At 62.9% G+C, this 19,524-nt stretch carries 15 protein-coding genes and 4 tRNA genes; 4 read left to right on the top strand and 15 right to left on the bottom strand.

Translation table 11 applies throughout. From position 1 onward, the window contains the following. Positions 1-109: 109 nt before the first annotated feature. The 12 genes from rpoB to MRBLMU1_RS10880 form a co-directional block, all read right to left on the bottom strand. The gene (gene rpoB / locus MRBLMU1_RS10825; protein ID WP_363500832.1) at positions 110-4,216 is read right to left on the bottom strand and encodes a DNA-directed RNA polymerase subunit beta; all 4,107 of its coding nucleotides are present in this window, start codon (positions 4,214-4,216) and stop codon (positions 110-112) included. Between the two features lie 298 nt (positions 4,217-4,514). Then, on the bottom strand, positions 4,515-4,889 hold the full coding sequence (rplL, locus tag MRBLMU1_RS10830) for a 50S ribosomal protein L7/L12 (RefSeq protein WP_209720660.1): 375 nt from the start codon (positions 4,887-4,889) through the stop codon (positions 4,515-4,517). Between the two features lie 89 nt (positions 4,890-4,978). Then, positions 4,979-5,515 (bottom strand): 50S ribosomal protein L10, encoded by a 537-nt coding sequence (gene rplJ / locus MRBLMU1_RS10835; RefSeq protein ID WP_363500836.1) that lies wholly within the window; start codon positions 5,513-5,515, stop codon positions 4,979-4,981. 260 nt (positions 5,516-5,775) lie between these two features. Then, positions 5,776-6,471 carry a 50S ribosomal protein L1 gene (gene rplA, locus MRBLMU1_RS10840; RefSeq protein WP_363500839.1) on the bottom strand — a complete coding sequence of 232 codons (696 nt, stop codon included), beginning with the start codon at positions 6,469-6,471 and terminating at the stop codon, positions 5,776-5,778. A 2-nt stretch (positions 6,472-6,473) separates the two neighbouring features. After that, complete coding sequence (gene rplK, locus MRBLMU1_RS10845; protein WP_363500842.1) at positions 6,474-6,905, bottom strand: 50S ribosomal protein L11; 432 nt, start codon at positions 6,903-6,905, stop codon at positions 6,474-6,476. Positions 6,906-7,029: 124 nt separating this feature from the next. Beyond that, positions 7,030-7,659 carry a transcription termination/antitermination protein NusG gene (gene nusG, locus MRBLMU1_RS10850; RefSeq protein WP_363500845.1) on the bottom strand — a complete coding sequence of 210 codons (630 nt, stop codon included), beginning with the start codon at positions 7,657-7,659 and terminating at the stop codon, positions 7,030-7,032. Beyond that, the gene (gene secE / locus MRBLMU1_RS10855) at positions 7,659-8,042 is read right to left on the bottom strand and encodes a preprotein translocase subunit SecE (protein WP_363500848.1); all 384 of its coding nucleotides are present in this window, start codon (positions 8,040-8,042) and stop codon (positions 7,659-7,661) included. Before secE ends, nusG begins: the two co-directional genes overlap by 1 nt. A 35-nt stretch (positions 8,043-8,077) precedes the next feature. Then, positions 8,078-8,153, bottom strand: a tRNA-Trp gene (locus tag MRBLMU1_RS10860). A gap of 67 nt (positions 8,154-8,220) precedes the next feature. Next, positions 8,221-9,411, bottom strand: coding sequence for an elongation factor Tu (gene tuf / locus MRBLMU1_RS10865; RefSeq protein WP_363500678.1), 1,191 nt, complete (start codon positions 9,409-9,411; stop codon positions 8,221-8,223). A 143-nt stretch (positions 9,412-9,554) separates the two neighbouring features. Further along, positions 9,555-9,629: transfer RNA gene (locus MRBLMU1_RS10870), tRNA-Thr, on the bottom strand. 54 nt (positions 9,630-9,683) lie between these two features. Then, positions 9,684-9,757 (bottom strand) — tRNA-Gly (locus tag MRBLMU1_RS10875). Positions 9,758-9,805: 48 nt separating this feature from the next. Continuing rightward, a tRNA-Tyr gene (locus MRBLMU1_RS10880) sits at positions 9,806-9,890 on the bottom strand. A gap of 266 nt (positions 9,891-10,156) precedes the next feature. Between MRBLMU1_RS10880 and MRBLMU1_RS10885 the strand changes: the two genes are divergently transcribed. Next, a complete protein-coding gene (locus MRBLMU1_RS10885; RefSeq protein ID WP_363500851.1) occupies positions 10,157-13,474 on the top strand; it encodes an EAL domain-containing protein in 3,318 nt (1,105 codons plus the stop codon). Between the two features lie 66 nt (positions 13,475-13,540). On the opposite strand, the gene MRBLMU1_RS10890 is transcribed toward MRBLMU1_RS10885, so the two are convergent. Continuing rightward, on the bottom strand, positions 13,541-15,124 hold the full coding sequence (locus MRBLMU1_RS10890; RefSeq protein WP_363500854.1) for a DUF3369 domain-containing protein: 1,584 nt from the start codon (positions 15,122-15,124) through the stop codon (positions 13,541-13,543). A 266-nt stretch (positions 15,125-15,390) separates the two neighbouring features. Here MRBLMU1_RS10890 and MRBLMU1_RS10895 point away from each other — a divergent pair, with 266 nt between their 5' ends. Continuing rightward, positions 15,391-15,867, top strand: a complete 477-nt coding sequence (locus MRBLMU1_RS10895; RefSeq protein ID WP_363500857.1) for a chemotaxis protein CheW — start codon at positions 15,391-15,393, stop codon at positions 15,865-15,867. Here the strand turns inward: MRBLMU1_RS10895 and MRBLMU1_RS10900 are convergent. Together MRBLMU1_RS10900 and MRBLMU1_RS10905 are read right to left on the bottom strand one after the other, a co-directional pair. Further along, entirely contained in the window at positions 15,864-16,877 is a 1,014-nt protein-coding gene (locus MRBLMU1_RS10900) for a J domain-containing protein (RefSeq protein ID WP_363500860.1), read from the bottom strand. The two genes, MRBLMU1_RS10895 and MRBLMU1_RS10900, sit on opposite strands and share 4 nt — an antisense overlap. 115 nt (positions 16,878-16,992) lie before the next feature. Continuing rightward, a complete protein-coding gene (locus MRBLMU1_RS10905) occupies positions 16,993-18,144 on the bottom strand; it encodes a class I SAM-dependent methyltransferase (protein ID WP_363500863.1) in 1,152 nt (383 codons plus the stop codon). Between the two features lie 91 nt (positions 18,145-18,235). Here MRBLMU1_RS10905 and MRBLMU1_RS10910 point away from each other — a divergent pair, with 91 nt between their 5' ends. Both MRBLMU1_RS10910 and MRBLMU1_RS10915 read left to right on the top strand, forming a co-directional pair. Then, complete coding sequence (locus MRBLMU1_RS10910; RefSeq protein ID WP_363500866.1) at positions 18,236-19,039, top strand: SDR family oxidoreductase; 804 nt, start codon at positions 18,236-18,238, stop codon at positions 19,037-19,039. A gap of 47 nt (positions 19,040-19,086) precedes the next feature. After that, complete coding sequence (locus MRBLMU1_RS10915; protein WP_315222486.1) at positions 19,087-19,485, top strand: dihydroneopterin aldolase; 399 nt, start codon at positions 19,087-19,089, stop codon at positions 19,483-19,485. The last annotated feature ends 39 nt before the right edge of the window (positions 19,486-19,524 follow it).

Raw genomic sequence — 19,524 nt, forward strand, 5'->3', positions numbered from 1 at the left:
TATCACTCCAGAGGTGATTAAACTTCTAATTCCTGAGACTACATCGCCCGGACTGGTTACCCAGCCGGGCTTTGCGTTTCTCAAACCAAACGACAGTGTTTCCTGTCTTTTAGTTTCGTTCGAGGTCGATATCGATACCCAGCGAACGGATTTCCTTGACCAGCACGTTGAACGATTCAGGCATACCGGCGTCGATCACGTGGTCGCCTTTGACCAGGTTTTCGTACACTTTGGTACGGCCATTCACGTCATCGGACTTCACGGTCAACATCTCTTGCAGCACGTACGATGCGCCGTACGCTTCCAGTGCCCACACCTCCATCTCACCGAAGCGCTGGCCGCCGAACTGGGCTTTACCGCCCAGCGGCTGCTGCGTCACCAGCGAGTACGGACCGGTCGAACGCGCGTGCATCTTGTCGTCGACCAAGTGGTGCAGTTTGAGCATGTGCATCACGCCGACGGTGACCTTGCGCTCGAACGCTTCGCCGGTGCGGCCGTCGTACATCGTGACCTGGTTCTTCGACGGGGTCATGCCCAGTTTCTGGGCGATGTCGTCCGGGTACGCCAGGTCCAGCATGCGGCGGATTTCCGACTCGTGCGCGCCGTCGAACACCGGGGTGGCGAACGGAACACCCTTCTTCAGGTTGTTCGCCAGCTTCATGATCTCTTCGTCGTCGAACTGGTCCAGATCTTCCGGACGGCCGTTCTCGTTGTAGACGGTGGTCAGGAACTTGCGCATCTCTTCGACCTTGATCTGCTGTTGCAGCATCTCGCCGATACGGATACCCAGGCCCTTGGCCGCCCAACCCAGGTGGGTCTCGAGAATCTGCCCCACGTTCATACGCGAAGGAACACCCAGCGGGTTCAGCACCACGTCCGCCGGCGTGCCGTCGGCCATGTATGGCATGTCTTCGACCGGCACGATACGGGAAACCACACCCTTGTTACCGTGGCGACCCGCCATCTTGTCGCCCGACTGCAGGCGGCGCTTAACGGCCAGATACACTTTGACCATCTTCTGCACGCCAGGTTGCAGCTCGTCGCCCTGCGTCAGCTTCTTGCGCTTCTCTTCGAAGGCCAGATCGAACTGGTGACGCTTCTCGTTGATCGATTCCTTGATCGCTTCGAGGGCGGTGGCGGCGGCGTCGTCGGCCGGACGGATGTCGAACCAATGGTACTTGTCCAGATCGTCCAGGTATTCCTTGGTGATCTTGGCGCCCTTGGCCAGCTTCTTCGGACCGCCATTGACGACCTGGTTGATCAGCATTTTTTCCAGACGCTGGAAGGCGTCGCCCTCGACGATACGCATCTGGTCGTTCAAGTCCAGGCGGAAACGCTTCAGTTCATCGTCGATGATCTGTTGCGCGCGCTTGTCGCGGACGATGCCTTCGCGGGTGAAGACCTGCACGTCGATGACGGTGCCGATCATGCCCGATGGCACGCGCAGCGAGGTGTCCTTGACGTCCGAAGCCTTCTCGCCGAAGATCGCGCGCAGCAGCTTTTCTTCCGGGGTCAGCTGGGTTTCGCCCTTCGGCGTCACTTTACCGACCAGGGTGTCGCCGGCCTGCACTTCGGCGCCGATGTAGACGATACCGGACTCATCCAGACGAGCCAGCTGGTTCTCGGCCAGGTTCGAGATGTCGCGGGTGATTTCTTCCGCGCCCAGTTTGGTATCGCGAGCAACGACGCTCAGTTCTTCGATGTGGATCGACGTGTAACGGTCGTCCTTGACGACGTTTTCCGAGATCAGGATCGAATCCTCGAAGTTCAGACCATTCCATGGCATGAAGGCCACGGTCATGTTCTGGCCCAGCGCCAATTCACCCAGGTCGGTCGATGCGCCGTCGGCGATCACGTCGCGCTTGGCCACACGGTCGCCCACCTTGACGATAGGACGCTGGTTGATGTTGGTGTTCTGGTTCGAACGGGTGTACTTGATCAGGTTGTAGATGTCGACACCGACTTCGCCGGCGGTCGCTTCGTCATCGTTCACGCGAATCACGACACGGCCCGCATCGATGTAGTCGACGATACCGCCGCGCAGGGCCTGCACGGTGGTGCCCGAGTCGACTGCCACGGTGCGTTCGATACCGGTACCGACCAGTGCTTTTTCAGGGCGCAGGCAAGGAACGGCCTGGCGCTGCATGTTGGCACCCATCAATGCGCGGTTCGCATCATCGTGTTCCAGGAACGGAATCAGCGACGCGGCGACGGACACGATCTGGCCTGGGGCGACGTCCATGTACTGGATGCGCTCCGGGGAGACCAGAATGGTTTCGCCGGCTTCACGGGCCGAGACCAGCTCGTCGCTCAAGGTGCCTTCGGCACTGATGGTCGCGTTCGCCTGAGCGATGATGTAGCGGCCTTCTTCGATCGCCGACAGGTAATCGATCTGGTCGGTGATCTTGGAGCCTTCGACCTTGCGGTACGGGGTTTCCAGGAAGCCGTATTCGTTCAGGCGGGCGTACAGTGCCAGCGAGTTGATCAGGCCGATGTTCGGGCCTTCAGGCGTTTCGATCGGGCACACGCGGCCGTAGTGGGTCGGGTGCACGTCGCGCACCTCGAAGCCGGCGCGTTCGCGGGTCAGACCGCCAGGTCCCAGGGCGGAAACGCGGCGTTTGTGCGTGATTTCCGACAGCGGGTTGGTCTGGTCCATAAACTGCGACAGCTGCGACGAACCGAAGAACTCGCGGATCGCGGCCGAGATCGGCTTGCTGTTGATCAGGTCGTGCGGCATCAGGTTATCCGCTTCGGCCTGGCCGAGGCGTTCCTTGACGGCGCGCTCGACGCGCACCAGGCCGGCGCGGAACTGGTTTTCGGCCAGTTCGCCGACGCAACGCACGCGGCGGTTACCCAGGTGATCGATATCGTCGACTTCGCCGCGGCCATTGCGCAGTTCCACCAGGATCTTGATCACGGCCAGCACGTCTTCGTTCGACAACGTCATGGCGCCGGTCAGTTCGTCGCGGCCGATGCGGCGGTTGAACTTCATGCGGCCGACGGCCGACAGGTCGTAGCGGTCGGCGCTGTAGAACAGGCCGTTGAACAGCGCTTCGACCGAGTCTTCCGTTGGCGGTTCGCCAGGACGCATCATGCGGTAGATCGCGACGCGGGCGGCCATCTGGTCGGCGGTGTCGTCGATGCGCAGGGTTTGCGAAATGTACGCGCCCTGGTCCAGATCGTTGGTGTACAGCGTCTGGATTTCGCTGATGTTGGCTTCGCGCAGGCGGCCGAGGACGTCTTCGGTCAGCTCGTCGTTGGCGGACGCGACGACTTCGCCGGTCTCCGGATCAACGATGTTCTTGGCCAGCACGCGGCCCAGCAGGTAGTCTTCCGGCACGGAAATATGCTTGATGCCGTTCGATTCGATGTCGCGCACGTGCTTGGCGTTGATGCGCTTGTCCTTCAGCACCAGGGTCTTGCCTTCCTTGTTGACGATGTCGAAGCGGGCGACTTCGCCACGCAGACGCTCGGCAACGAATTCCATCTCCGCGCCTTCCGAGCGCAGGTTGAAATTGTCGAAGACGAAGAAGTTCGCCAGGATTTGCTCGTGCGACATGCCGATGGCTTTGAGCAGGATCGTGACCGGCATTTTGCGGCGGCGGTCGACGCGGAAGAACAGGATGTCTTTCGGATCGAACTCGAAGTCCAGCCACGAACCGCGGTAAGGAATGATACGCGCGGAGAACAGCAGTTTGCCCGACGAGTGGGTCTTGCCGCGGTCGTGTTCGAAGAACACGCCAGGGGAGCGATGCAGCTGCGAAACGATAACGCGCTCGGTACCATTGATGACGAACGAACCGGTGGTCGTCATCAAAGGCAGTTCGCCCATGTAGACTTCCTGTTCCTTCATCTCTTTGACGACCGGTTTGGTCGGCGATTCCTTGTCCAGGATCACCAGACGCACCTTGGCGCGCAGCGGCGACGCGAACGTCAGGCCACGCAGTTGGCATTCCTTGACGTCGAAGGCGGGATCGCCCAGGACGTACGACAGGAATTCGAGACGCGCAAAGCCATTGTGCGACACGATGGGGAATATCGAGGTAAAGGCCGACTGCAGGCCGTCGTTCTTGCGGGTCGACGGTGCGACGTCTTCCTGCAGGAAACTATGGTAGGACTCGAGCTGGGTAGCCAGCAGGAACGGAACGTGGTGAACGTTGGCGCGCTTCGCGAATGATTTGCGAATGCGTTTCTTCTCAGTAAATGAGTAGTGCATGGACACTCCGTGAGTGACAGAAAGGATAAAAAATTCAGGTTTTGCCAGTGCGCGAACCGGTCAGCTTCGACCGCCCCACAGCCACTTCAGCAACGATCTCGGCTGCATGTCACACAGACGAAACCTGAAATCTCTACCATTTCCAGCTGATTTGAATAAACTACTAACCACTGCAGCGTCGGACAAAACGCTACAAATACGACGAGGACGACAAAGGAGCCAAAGCCGGATTTCCTCCCTTTCGAAAGGAAATCCGCAGCTTTGGCTCGAGGCGCTAACTAGCCGCCGTACAACTTGATTACTTCAGGTCGGCCTTGGCGCCAGCTTCTTCCAGCTTCTTCTTAGCGGCTTCAGCGTCGGCTTTCGACAGAGCTTCTTTCACGGTCTTCGGTGCGCCATCGACCACGTCTTTGGCTTCTTTCAGGCCCAGACCGGTGATTTCGCGAACTGCTTTGATGACGCCGACTTTGTTCGCGCCGACTTCGGTCAGAACAACGTTGAATTCGGTCTGTTCTTCAACAGCCGCGCCAGCTGCGGCGCCGCCAGCTGCTGGAGCTGCCATTGCTGCGGCCGAAACGCCGAATTTTTCTTCGAAAGCTTTGACCAGTTCGTTCAGGTCCATTACGGACATTTCGCTAACTGCTGCCAGGATGTCGTCTTTGCTAATTGCCATTTGAAACTCCAATAATTTATTGATTCGTTAGTACATCAGATTGGTACTTGAGAAAAATCCGCCCCGCCTAGACGGGGACGCAGTCGCAATTAAGCGGCTGGGGCTTCTTCCGCCACTGCTTCAGCAGCGGCAGGAGCGCCTTCGGATTTTTTCGCTGCCAGAGCAGCCAGACCACGTGCAAAGCCCGACACCGGAGCCAGCATAACGCCCAACAACTGCGAAATGAGGACTTCACGGCTAGGAATGCTCGCCAACGCGGTAACAGCTGCTTTATCCAGCTGCTTGCCTGCGTAGTTGCCTGCGGTGATGACCAGTTTGTCGTTGGTTTTAGCGAAGTCAGCGATGACTTTAGCTGCTGCAACGGCATCGTCCGAGATCGAGTAGATCAACGGACCGGTCATGCTGTCTGCCAGGCTGGCGAACTGCGTGCCTTCGACGGAGCGACGAGCGAGCGTATTTTTCAACACACGCAGGTACACGCCTTGAGCGCGCGCTTTGGCACGAAGTTGCGTCAAGTGAGCAACCTGGATGCCACGATATTCGGCCACGACGATAGTTTGCGCGCTTGCTACTTTTGCGGAAACTTCGGCGACGACGGCCTTTTTGTCATTCAGATTGAGACCCACGGTCAACCTCCTTAAATGATGACGGGCGACTGCCTGCCATCGGTTCGAACAACGGCGTCCGAGGTTTAGGAGTCCAATGGACTACGAAACTTGATCGGGTACACCATCTGCGTTGGGTGAAAAATTCAATTAACCCGGCGCCTGCCTGCTGCGCTGAGCCCAACGGTCTTTGATTGTCTGGCCGCTACTGCAAGCAGTCTCGACCAGCCCAAAGAACTGCCCCATGCGACTGAGCCGCACGAGGACTTGATTTTTAAAACTTAAGCAGCCAGGGTAGCCTGGTCGACACGGACGCCAGCGCCCATGGTCGACGACAGCGAGACCTTGCGCAGGTAAACACCTTTGCTCGATGCCGGCTTGGCTTTGTTCAGCGCGTCGATCAGGGCAACCAGGTTGCTCTTCAGATCGGCGTCGGCGAACGACTTGCGGCCGATCGTTGCGTGGATGATACCGGCTTTGTCGGTACGGTACTGGACTTGACCGGCTTTCGCGTTTTTCACGGCGGTAGCGACGTCAGGGGTAACAGTGCCGACCTTCGGGTTAGGCATCAGGCCGCGTGGGCCCAGGATCTGACCCAGGGTACCGACGATACGCATGGTGTCTGGCGAAGCGATGACGATATCGAAAGGCATGTCGCCGGCTTTGACGCGCTCGGCCAGGTCTTCCATACCAACAACGTCGGCGCCGGCGGCTTTCGCCTGCTCGGCCTTTTCGCCCGAAGCGAACACGGCGACGCGAACGGTCTTGCCGGTGCCGGCTGGCAACACGACGGAACCGCGAACGACCTGGTCCGACTTCTTAGGATCCACGCCCAGCTGTACCGACACGTCGATCGATTCATTGAACTTGGCGGTGGCCAGTTCCTTGATCAGCGCGACGGCGTTGTCGAATGCATAGGTCTTGGTGCTATCAACTTTAGCCTTGATAGCTTTTGCGCGTTTGGACAGTTTTGCCATGATTACAGACCTTCCACCGTGATGCCCATCGAACGTGCGGAACCGGCGATGGTGCGTACAGCGGCATCCATGTCGGCAGCGGTCAGATCCGGCGTTTTCAATTTAGCGATTTCTTCAGCTTGAGCGCGGCTCAGCTTACCGACTTTGTCGGTATGTGGCTTCGGCGAACCTTTGGTGATGCCGGCGTGCTTCTTGATCAGGTAGGTCGCTGGCGGCGTCTTCATCACGAAGGTGAACGACTTGTCGGCGAACGCGGTGATGACGACCGGGATCGGCATGCCTGGTTCCATACCCTGGGTCTGCGCGTTGAACGCTTTGCAGAATTCCATGATGTTCAGACCGCGCTGACCCAGCGCTGGACCGATCGGTGGGGATGGGTTTGCTTTACCAGCTGGCACTTGCAGCTTGATAAAACCAATGATTTTCTTTGCCATGATGGCTCCTATCTTGGGTATGAGTAGTAGCGCCCCGCCATGCGATCGCTTGCATGGCGGGGCTCCTCTGGTGCCAGATTTGTCGGGTTTTTACACCGTCGCCCGTTCTGGCGAACGGTGTTGCTTATACTTTTTCGACCTGGCCGAATTCGAGCTCGACTGGTGTGGCGCGGCCGAAGATGGTGACCGAGACGCGCACTTTCGATTTCTCGTAGTTGACTTCCTCGACGTTGCCGTTGAAGTCGGTGAACGGACCATCCTTGATGCGGACTTGTTCGCCCACTTCGTACAGCACTTTTGGCCGTGGCTTCTCGACACCCTCTTGCATCTGCTGCATGATCTTGTCGATCTCGCGCGCTGGAATCGGGGTCGGCTTGTTCGATTTGCCGCCAATGAAACCGGTCACCTTGTTGGTGTTTTTCACCAAGTGCCACGTCTCGTCGGTCATTTCCATCTCAACCAGGACATAGCCCGGGAAGAAACGCCGCTCGGTGACGGACTTCTGACCGTTCTTGACTTCCACCACTTCTTCGGTCGGCACCAGGATCTGGCCGAACTGGTCCTGCATGCCGGCGCGTTCGACGCGCTCGGTCAGCGCGCGCTGCACGCTTTTTTCCATACCGGAATACGCATGAACCACGTACCAGCGCTTGTTACTTACTGGAACGCTTACCGGCGCCGCGACGGCCTCGGTCGCCGGAACTTCGCCGGTCACCGGTTCGCCTGCCGCATCATCTTGCACGTTTTCGTTCATTATTTTCGTATGCCCAGAATGAGATCGTACAACAGGAATTCCAATGTCTTATCCGTGCCCCACAGGAACAGCGCCATCACCAGCACGAAGGCGAACACGATGCCCGTGATCTGGGTCGCTTCGCGACGGGTAGGCCAAACGACCTTTTTCGTTTCGCGCACGGCTTCTTTGGCGAAATTCAGGAAATCACGGCCAGTCGACGAAGTCCACAAGAGCAGAACGGCAAAAGCCAAACCAGCTACAAGTGCGCCTGCGCGCACGAGAGCTGGTTTGTCTGACAGGTAATAGAACCCCACCACGCCTGCGATTGCGACGGCAATTGCCAGCACAACCTTAATCTTGTCATTCGACGTGCTGACGGTCTGCACGGATTGATTTGACATTTAATTTACTTTCGGTGCCCTGCACCAGAAAACGGTGGCAGGGACGGAGGGCATCGAACCCCCAACCTTCGGTTTTGGAGACCGACGCTCTGCCAATTGAGCTACGTCCCTACGTAAAACTACAAAGGATATCGATTATACCACCAGAGACGCCCCTGGTGGTAAGTCAGGATATTCCTTAAGCGATGATCTTCGCAACAACACCTGCGCCAACGGTACGGCCGCCTTCGCGGATAGCGAAGCGCAGACCTTCTTCCATCGCGATCGGGTTGATCAGCTTGACGGTGATCGACACGTTGTCGCCTGGCATAACCATTTCTTTGTCCGCTGGCAGCTCGATCGAACCGGTCACGTCAGTCGTACGGAAGTAGAACTGTGGACGATAGTTGTTGAAGAACGGGGTGTGGCGGCCGCCTTCATCTTTCGACAGAACGTAGATCTCGCCGGTGAAGTGGTTGTGCGGCTTGATCGAACCTGGCTTGGCCAGAACCTGGCCACGCTGCACGTCTTCACGCTTGGTGCCGCGCAGCAGCAGACCGACGTTGTCGCCGGCTTGACCCTGGTCCAGCAGCTTGCGGAACATTTCCACGCCGGTGCAAGTGGTCTTGACGGTGTCGGTGATACCGACGATTTCGATCTCTTCGCCGACCTTGATGATGCCGCGCTCGATACGACCGGTCACCACGGTGCCGCGACCCGAGATCGAGAACACATCTTCCACTGGCATCAGGAAGGCGCCGTCCACTGCGCGCTCTGGCGTAGGGATGTACGAATCCAGTGCATCGGCCAGGCGCATGATCGAGTCAACGCCCATTTCGCCTTCTTTGCCGTCCAGCGCCATACGGGCCGAACCTTTGATGATAGGCACGTCGTCGCCTGGGAATTCGTATTTCGACAACAATTCACGAACTTCCATTTCGACCAGTTCCAGCAGTTCCGCGTCGTCGACCAGGTCGCACTTGTTCAGGAACACGATGATGTATGGAACGCCAACTTGACGGGCCAGCAGGATGTGCTCGCGGGTCTGTGGCATCGGGCCGTCGGCCGCGGAGCACACCAGGATCGCGCCGTCCATCTGTGCCGCGCCGGTGATCATGTTTTTGATGTAGTCGGCGTGGCCTGGGCAGTCAACGTGCGCATAGTGACGGGCGGCGGTTTCGTACTCGACGTGCGCGGTGTTGATGGTGATGCCGCGTGCTTTTTCTTCCGGAGCCGCATCGATCTGGTCGTATGCTTTAGCTTCGCCGCCGAATTTCTTCGACAGAACGGTTGCGATCGCAGCGGTCAGGGTGGTCTTGCCGTGGTCGACGTGGCCGATGGTGCCGACGTTGACGTGCGGCTTGGTCCGTTCGAATTTACCTTTTGCCATTTTAGACTCCTAACGATTTGGTGTGATTGCCCGGGCTCGCGCCCGACTGTCTGTGAATGCTGCTGAATTTTTTGCTACTGAATTTTGCTGCGATGCCGCCATATATGCCGACGTCTTGCCTGGTACTTATGCCCTGCGAATTCTGGTGCCCTTTACGTGGATTGAACACGTGGCCTCTCCCTTACCAAGGGAGTGCTCTACCACTGAGCTAAAAGGGCTGATTGGGTACTACTATTTGATGCCCTGCCTGCGCATCTGCATTGCAACAACACTGGAGCGGGTGAAGGGAATCGAACCCTCGTCGTAAGCTTGGAAGGCTTCTGCTCTACCATTGAGCTACACCCGCGAGGTATCGTTCATTTCACTTTTGCTACTCAGTCTCACTGCAACAACTTGGTGGAGGGGGCTGGATTCGAACCAGCGTACTCATAGAGAACAGATTTACAGTCTGTCGCCTTTAACCACTCGGCCACCCCTCCGCGAGGAACCGCAGAGTATGAAGCAATTACTTTGACCTGTCAACCCTCCCGCTACGCTTGGAACGCGATATTTTGCGTCCTGGAGGATGAACCGTCTGCTTCGGGGCGAGATTTTAACTGGACCACGTGCAAAAGTGCAAGTGTTGTTTTTACGTTGAATGATTTCCTATACAATCGGTCGCAGATCGGTCCGCCGCTCGCCCGCTTTTCGACGCTTTCGACGCTTTTCGTTCATCAACCTGCCACGCGACCCGGGAGCACCGCAGTTGAACACCACGCAGCTGTATTCCCCTGGCGCCGGCCGACGCACCGTGCTGCTCGCCAACCTGGCCCTGCTGGCCGCCTATGTGATCGCCGGCCGCCTCGGCCTGCTACTGGCGCTGCCGCCCGGCTACGCTTCCCCGATCTTCCTTCCCGCCGGCATCGCCCTGGCCGCCTGCGCCGTCGGCGGCATGCGGCTGCTGCCGGCCGTGGCGCTCGGCTCGCTGTGCGTCAACCTCATGCCGGCCTGGCAGGGCTTCGGCGGCGTCACCACGGCGGCCGTGCTCGGCGCGCTGTCGACCGGCGCCGGCGCCACGCTGCAAGCCTGGGTGGGCGCGCGCCTGTTCCGCCGCCACATCGATCCGGCGCTCGGCTCGGGGCGCGACGTGGTGCGCTTCATCCTGCTGGCCGCCAGCGTCACCGTCATCAGCTGCACCGTCTCGCTGTCGGGCATGCTGCTGGCCGGCGTGCTGCGCTGGGACGGCCTGGTGGGCGACTGGCTGGCCTGGTGGATGGGCGACACCATCGGCGTGCTGCTGGCCGCGCCGCTGACGTGGATCGCCATCGGCCGCCCGCGCGCGCTGTGGGAGCGCCGCCGCATGCTGGTGGGCCTGCCGCTGGTGCTGTCGGCCGCCGCCTTCATCGCCATCTACGTGCAGGCGGACAAATGGGAAAGCAACCAGCAACTGCAAACCTTCCGCCTCAAGGCGCAGCAGACCGGCGACCTGCTGCAGGCGCAGTTCAGCGAACACGAACGCTTCATCTACGCCATGGCCAAGGCGCTCAACGATCCGCGCCGCACGCTGGGGGCGGACGACTTCAGCAACCTGGCGCACGGCTATCTCGACCAGCGCCCCGAGTTGCTGTCGATGGCCTGGCTGATGCCGGTGGCGGGCGCCGACCGCGGCGCCTTCGAGTCCTGGGCGCGCCAGCACGTCGCGCCGTCCTTCGAGATCCGCGAGCGCTCGCTGACGGGCGCCCTGCGCCCGTCAGCCCTGCGCCCGCGCTACTTCCCGGTCACCTTCGTCGAACCGGCCGAGGGGCGCGACTACGTCGGCCTCGACTTCCTGTCCGAGGACCAGCGCCGCGCCGCGCTGGAACGGGCGATCCAGTCGGGCCAGCCGACGGCGACGGCGCCGCTGCAGTTCGCGCGCACCCTGCCCGGCCACGGCGTGCTGCTGCTGCAGACCGTCTACCCCAACAACGCCCAGCACCAGCCGGTCGGCTCGCTGCTGATCGCGCTGCAGTTCGACGCCTACCTCGACCAGGCGCTCAAGCGCTCCGAGTTCGAGCACTTCCTGGTGCGCTTCGAGGACATGGACGACGAGACCCCGGGCCGCACCTTGCGCGACAGCCTGCAGCGCGCGCCGGCGGCGGGCGACTTCCAGCACCAGCTGCACTTCGGCGGCCGCATCTACGAACTGACCCTGGCGCCGACGCCGGCCTACCTGCAGCAGCAGCGCGGCTGGCAAAGCTGGACCGTGCTGACCTGCGGCCTGCTGCTGACAGGCTTGCTGGGCACGCTGATGCTGCTCATCAGCGGCGAGCGCGCCCGCATCCAGGCGCAGGTCAAGGACAGCACGGCGCGCCTGCGCGAGCGCGAGGCGCGGCTGCAAGCGATCCTGAACAAGGCCGCCGACGCCATCCTCACCATCGACGGCGACGGCCTGCTGATGTCGGCCAACGCCGCCGCCGGGCGCCTGTTCGGCTACACGCCCGAGCAGATGACGCGCCTGCGGCTCGAACGCCTGATTCCGGTCGGCGTCGGCGAGGCCGACGGCCTCGACGCGGCCGGCCTGCTGCGCATGATCGCCTGCGGCGTCACGCACGACTACACCCTCACCGGCTGGCGCAGCGACGGCAGCGAGTTCCCGCTGGCGATCTCGGTGAGCGAGGTCGAGCTGCCCGACGAGCACCTGTTCGTCGCCATCCTGCACGACCTCACCGAGCAGCGCATGGCGCAGGAGCGCATCCACCGGCTGGCCCACCACGACACCCTGACGGGCCTGGACAACCGCCTGTCGCTCAACCTGCGCCTGGAGCAGCTGCTGGCGCAGACGCGGCGCGCGCACGGCGCGGCGGCGGTGCTGTTCATCGACCTCGATCACTTCAAGAAGATCAACGACACCCACGGCCACCAGACCGGCGACCTGCTGCTCGTCGCCGTGGCCCAGCGCCTGCGCGAGCTGCTGCGCGAGGTCGACATCATCGCCCGCCTCGGCGGCGACGAGTTCATCGTCGTCGCCTCCGGCGGCGTCACGCCGGACGACGTCTCCAACATCGCCGTGCGCATCGTCGAATCGCTGACCGCGCCCTACGACCTCGAAGGCAAGACCATCCACAGCGGCGCCAGCGTGGGCGTGGCGATGTTCCCGTCCGACGGCGAGGACGGCAGCACGCTGATGCGCCACGCCGACACCGCGATGTACGCCGCCAAGAGCCAGGGGCGCGGCAACTTCCAGTTCTTCTCGGCCGAGATGAACGTCGCCACCCACGAGCGGCTGATGCTGGAGAACCGCCTGTGGCAGGCGCTCGAACAGGAAGAGTTCGAGCTGTATCTGCAGCCGCAGGTGGAGCTGGCCACGCAGCGGATCATCGGCGCCGAGGCGCTGCTGCGCTGGCACCACCCGGAACTGGGCATGGTGGGGCCGGACCGCTTCATCCCGATCGCCGAGGAGTCGGGGCTGATCCTGCCGCTGGGCGACTGGGTGCTCAAGCGCGCCACCGGCCTGCTGGCGGCGTGGCGCGGCACGCCGCTGGCGCACCTGCGGCTGGCGGTCAACCTGTCGGCGCGCCAATGCCACGGCGCCGGCCTGCTGCCGCACCTGGACCATTTGCTGGCCAGCCAGGGCATCGATCCGGCGCTGCTGGAACTGGAGATCACCGAATCGGCGGCGATGCAGGACCCGGAGCGCAGCCGCGCGCTGCTGGTCGAGCTGCGCTCGCGCGGCATCAAGGTGGCGATCGACGATTTCGGCACCGGCTATTCGTCGCTCAGTTACTTGAAGTTGTTCGACATCGACCGCATCAAGATCGACCGCGGCTTCGTCAAGGATATCGAGACCGATCCGGACGACGCGGTGATCGTCGCGGCGACCATCGCGCTGGCCCATTCGCTGGGGCTGGGCGTGGTGGCAGAGGGCGTGGAGACCGAGGCGCAGCGCGACTTCCTGCGTTCGAAACAGTGCGACGAGGCGCAGGGGTATTTGTTCGCGCGGCCGATGCCGGCGGCGCAATTCGAGGCGATGGCGGCAGAAGAGAGTCAACGGGACCGGTCGATCCAAGCCGCCCGCCTTGAACGATCGGCTCGCGCCGCCACTTAGGGGTCGTACCCCGTGGGGGTACGACCCCGCCTGGGGGTGCGGGTTTACGCCAAGCAGGCGCGGCGCCTAATCCGGCGTGCGGCCGATGGTCGGATCGCGCTCGATCAGCTCCAGCAACGACGCCACCACCTCCGGATCGAATTGCTTGCCGGCGCGCTCGGTGATGTAGGTCATCACCTCGGTGTGCGGCCACGGCTCCTTGTACGGCCGCTCGTGCAGCAGCGAGTCGAACACGTCGACCACGGCGACGATGCGCGCGGCCACCGGTATGTCGGTGCCCTTGAGCTGGTTCGGATAGCCGTTGCCGTCGAAATGCTCGTGGTGCCCGCCGGCGATCGCGGCGCCGTAGGTCAGGTAGCTGACGCCGTCGACCATGCCGGCGGCGCGCTCCAGGATGGCGCGCCCCACCGCCGCGTGGGTCTGCATCTCGGCGCGCTCCTCGGGCGTGTGGGCGCCCGGCTTGAGCAGGATGTGGTCGGGCGTGGCGACCTTGCCCACATCGTGCAGGATGCTCGCCAGCCCGATCATCTCCAGCAGCTGCGGCGTGATCTCGTCGGGATAGGAGCCGCGTTCGGCCAGCCGGGCCGCCAGCGAAGACGACAGCTGCTGCACGCGCCGCACATGGCCGCCGGTGCCGCTGTCGCGGAACTCGGCCAGGTCGGCCAGCGCCACCACGGTGGCCTCCTGCGCCTTGCGCAATTGCCCGAACATGTACAGGTTGTCGAAGGCGGCCGCGATGCGCTGGCAGAACACCTCCAGCAGGTCGCGCTGGATCTGCGCCAGGGGCCACGGCGGCGTGACCGAGATGGCCACCTCGCGGTTTTCCCGCGTGTGGATGAACAGCACGTTGGCCGGATGGTCGAACTGGCTTTTCTTTTCGGCGAAGGCCTTGGCGATGGTCGGCCACAGCGGATGGCTGGTCGGCATCAGCTCCGACTCGCTCAGCGCCGCGTAGCCGCCGGTGGCCGCCACCACGCTGGTGACGCCGGTGTCGCCCTGCATCAGGCATAGCACGCCGTCGGAGCCGACGTCGAGGATCGCGCTGACCTGATTGAGCACGCCGGAGGCGAATTCGCGCAGCGAATGGATCTGGTACAGATTGGTGGCGCCGGCCAGGATCTTGCCCAGGCCGATGCGGCTGCGCTCGAGCATGTTGAGGCTCTCGTACGCGCGCAGCGCCGAGATCACAGTGGTGAACAGCTTCTGCGTGGTCAGCTCGGTCTTGGCCTTGTAGTCGTTGATGTCGTATTCGATGATGACGCGCTGCTCGGGCGCTTGGCCCGGCTGGCCGGTGCGCAGCACCACGCGCACGATGGCGTTGTGCAGCTCCTCGCGGATGCGGCGCGCCAGTATCAGCCCGGCGTCGTCGGTCTCCATCACCACGTCGAGCAGCACCAGCGCGATGTCGGGCGTGTCGCGCAGGATCTCGAACGCCTCGCGCCCGCTGTAGGCGGAGAACAGTTCAAGCTCGCGGCCCTTGAAGCTGACGTTGCGCAGCGCCAGCCGCGTGACGGCGTGGACGTCGACGTCGTCGTCGACGATCAGCACGCGCCATTGGCGCTGGTCGGGGGCGCCCGCCCCATCCGCCGGCTGCGCCTCCTCGTCTTCCTCGATCAGCCAGTCGTCGTCTGAGGCGGTTGAATCTGTCATACACAATCTCCTGGAAGGTCCGGCGTCCGGCCGCGCCGTGTGCCTTAGCTTAGGCTAGCATAATCAGATTCCCCCCCTGTGACAAGCTCCGTGGAAGCGATAGCAACAGCGCGCCGCTTTTTAGTAAACAGCGTTTTTACCGCGCTCGTCACGGGGCCCCGACTCTGATACTCTTGTCAGGCGGCCGCCGCCGCCGGTCAATATTTCAAGGACCACAACAAGGTGCCGGGACGGGCCAAACCAGGACACACAAAAGGACCATCGCCATGCAAGAAAACGCATCCGATATCGCCGGCAGGGAGTTCCTCGCCTTCACGCTCGGCTCCGAGGAATACGGCATCGACATCCTCAAGGTGCAGGAGATCCGCGGCTACGAGGCCGTCACCCGCATCGCCAACGCGCCGGAGTTCATCAAGGGCGTCATCAACCTGCGCGGCATCATCATCCCGGTGGTGGACATGCGCATCAAGTTCAACCTGGGCGAGCCGGTGTACGACCAGTTCACCGTCGTCATCATCCTCAACATCAACGGCCGCGTGGTCGGCATGGTGGTCGATTCGGTGTCCGACGTGACCACCCTGACGCCCGAGCAGGTCAAGCCGGCGCCGGAGATGGGCACGGCCTTCAGCTCCGACTACCTGATCGGCCTGGGCACCATCGACGAGCGCATGCTCATCCTGGTCAATATCGACAAGCTGATGTCGAGCGAGGAGATGGGATTGATGGAGACGGCGGCCGGCTAATTGCTGACCGGCGGCGCGTGCTCGCCGGCGGCGGCGGTGCGGCTGGGCGCCGTGCCGGTGCCGGGACCGGCGCCGGAGCAGCCGCCGCGGCTGGCGCCGGGGTCGAGGTTCTGGTAGCGGATCTCGTACTTGCCATTCGATAGTTTGTCGACCATCAGCTTGTCGTGCGCCTGCACGTAGGCGTAGCGCACGTTGGCGCGCCGCTCGACGTCGTAGACCTTGATGAACACCGCCGAGGCGTTGTTGGCGTTGTCGAGCATCAGCTGGATGTCGTCGCCGCGGTTGCCGATGGTGAAACCCTCGATGTAGCCGGAATTGGCCGGCCACGGCTCGCCGTTGGGCGCGACCAGGGTCTGGCTGTCGTTGTCGCAATCGGGCGTGACGCCCGGCAGCACGATCTGCGACATCGCCACCACCTTGACCGGGGCCCCCTTGGGCGCCGGCGAGGTGTCGGCCTCGGGATAGAACGGCCGGTGCCCGCCGGCCCAGTCGTCGCGCTCGCGCGGTTCGGCCTTGGCGACGCGCGGCGCCTCCACCTTGGCGCCGCCGCGCACCTTGCCGCCCAGCGCCGCCTCCAGCAGCGCCGACTCGGACGCCATCGTCCCGCCGATCCAGCCCGCCACCAGGCAGCCGGCCAGCGCGGCCCACCACCGCCACTTGCGCAGCGGCGCCGGCAACGGTTGCGGGTCGTCGACCGGCTCGGGATTCCAGCGGTCGGCGTCGTGGCGGTGCTTGTCGCCGCGCCCGTCCTCGTTGCGGGTGCTCTCGAGCCACTCGATCTCCCACTCCTCGGCGGCGATCCACTCGTCGTGCTCGCGGCGGCGCTGGGTGTCCGACAAGGTGTCGTAGGCGCTGTTGAGAATGGCCATGATGCGCGCAGCCTTCTCATCACCCGGATTCTTGTCCGGGTGGTATTTCTGGCTGAGGGCCTTGTAGGCGGCACGTATGACTTCCTGAGGCGCCATGCGCGACACTTTCAGGTTGTCATAGTGAGTGTGTATCTTTCCCATTGTTCCTAAGGCGTTAAATCGGCGCTCGATCTTGCATCATAGCCGATCTTCGCCCGCCCATCCCACCGTTCAGGCAGCGAATGCCTTTGCTTTTCCGGCCATTGTGCCATTTTGTCTACAAACGATGACTGCGGTCATGCATTGTGATGGCGCCAGGCAACGTGACGTTCTTTCCTATCACCAAGACCTTGAACAGTTCGCCCATCTCGGCCGGCGACAGCAGTTTTTGCACGGCGCCCGCCCGTGGCAGGTAATTGTTCGTGTCGGACGGGTCCGTCCGCATCAGCAGCTCGCCGATGCCGGCGCCGATCAGGAAGCCGGCCTGGTTCAGATACGCCAGCACGCCGGCGCCGGCGTCCTGCGCCGCCAGCGCCATCGCCGTGAAATCGACGTGGGCGGTGATGTCCTGCAGGCCCGGATAATAGAACGGGTCCGGATGCGCGTGGTGGCGGTAGTGGCACATCAGGGTGCCGGTGGCGCGCAGGCCCAGGTAGTATTCGTGCGCCGGGAAGCCGTAGTCGAACAGGAAGGCGGCGTTGGCGCCGCCGTCGCGCAGCATGCGCCCCAGGGTGGCCATGAAGCCGCAGGCCACGCCGTGCACCTCGGTGACGTAACCGACCGGCAGCTCGGCGTGGTCGGCGATCTGGCGCGCGATCTGCGCCAGCAGCGCGTCGTCGGCCGGCGCCTCCAGCCAGTCGAAGCGGCCGTCGCGCACCGTCACCCGCAGCTCCTGCCAGCCTTCCGGGTGCCTGGTGACCAGATGGACCGGCATGGCGTCGAGCACCTCGTTGCCGAAGACGACGCCGTCAAAGGCGTCCGGCAGCGCGTCGAGCCACTCCACCTGCGGGAAATCGCGCAGCCGCTCGCGCTGGCGCGCGCGCAGTTCGCCGGACAGCTCGACGATGAAATAGCGCTCGACGGCGACGCCGTCGGCGGCCAGTGCGGTCAGGATGTCGAACGCCAGCTTGCCGGTGCCGGCGCCGAATTCGAGGATGCGCGGCGCGCTTTGGGCGATAATAGCGGCGGCGACACGCGCCAGCGCGGCGCCGAACAGCGGCGTCAGTTCCGGCGCGGTTGTAAAATCGCCATCTTTGCCCAGCTTGGCGGAGCCGCCGCTGTAGTAGCCCAGATCGGGCGCGTACAGGGCCAGCTCCATGAAGCGGGCGAAGGAAATCGCGCCGTCATTGCGTTCGATGTCGGCGGCGATCAGGTTCTGCAGGGCGTGGGACGCGGCCAGCGCGTCGCTAGAGGGTACGGGTAGGGACATACCGGCATTGTAGCGAATCGGCGTCCGCGCGTGATAGTGCGTGATTCCCGCGACATTTTTAACATCGACCAGACAACCATACGCATCGACCATGACCACCGCGCAGCACACTCCACACCAGGCCGCGCCGGCGACCGTTCGCGTCGCCCTCGTGACCGGCGCCGGGCGCCGCATCGGCCGCGCCATCGCGCTCGGCCTGGCGCGCGCCGGCTGGGACGTGGCGGTGCACTACCGCGCCTCGGAGGACGAGGCGCGCCAAGTGGCGGCCGACATCGTCGCGCTGGGCCGGCGCGCCGTCGCCTTGCAGTGCGACCTGTCGGACGAAGCGGCCGTGCGCGAACTGCTGCCGCGCGCCATCGCCGCCCTCGGGCCGGTGCGCTGCGTGGTCAACAACGCCTCGCTGTTCGACTACGACAGCGCCACCGATTTCACCGCCGCCCGCCTCGACGCCCATATGCGCGCCAACGTCGCCGCGCCCATCCTGCTGTCGCAGGCGCTGCACGCGGCGACGGTCGGCGGCGGCGGCGAGCCGGCCGCCGTCATCAATCTGCTCGATCAAAAACTGTACAATCTCAATCCGGATTTTTTGTCGTACACCCTGTCCAAGGCCGCGCTGCACACCGCCACCACGATGCTGGCGCAGCAGCTGGCGCCGGCGGTGCGGGTGGTCGGCATCGCGCCCGGCATCACGATGGTGTCCGGCGACCAGACCGAAGCCGGTTTCGCCAACGCCCACCGGCAAACCCCGCTGGGCCGTTCCAGCACCCCCGAGGACATCGCCGACAGCGTCGTCTACGCCGCCTCGGCGCGCGCCATGACCGGCACCACCCTGCTGGTCGACGGCGGCCAGCACCTGATACCGCTGCCGCGCGACGTGATGTTTTTGGCAAAATGAGCTCGCCAAGTGAATAAGTAGAATTTAAATCGAAAGAAGGTAATCCCATGTTGTCCGCCCTGTTCCACCCCAGTCTGACCGACTGCCGCCGCCTGTTCCTGCGCAACTACGAAGTGCTGATCAACATCGGCGTGTACGAATTCGAGAAAAAGGGCGAGCAGCGGCTGCTGATCAACGTCGACCTGTACATCCCGCTGGCGGTGTCGACGCCGACCCACGACCAGTTGGACGAAGTGGTCGACTACGACTTCATCCGCGACACCATCGCCAAGCTGATGGCGCGCGGCCACGTGCAGCTGCAGGAAAGCCTGTGCGACGACATCGTGCGCGCGATGCTGGACCATCCGCGCGTGCGCGCCGCCCGCGTCTCGACGATGAAGCCGGACGTGTACCCGGACTGCGAAGGCGTCGGCGTCGAGGTATTCAAGATCAAGGACAACGTCTGAGTCGTCGGCGGCCCATGTAACACCACTGTCATAACGACT

Source organism: Burkholderia sp. LMU1-1-1.1 (genome assembly GCF_040675865.1).
GTDB lineage: Bacteria > Pseudomonadota > Gammaproteobacteria > Burkholderiales > Burkholderiaceae_D > Rugamonas.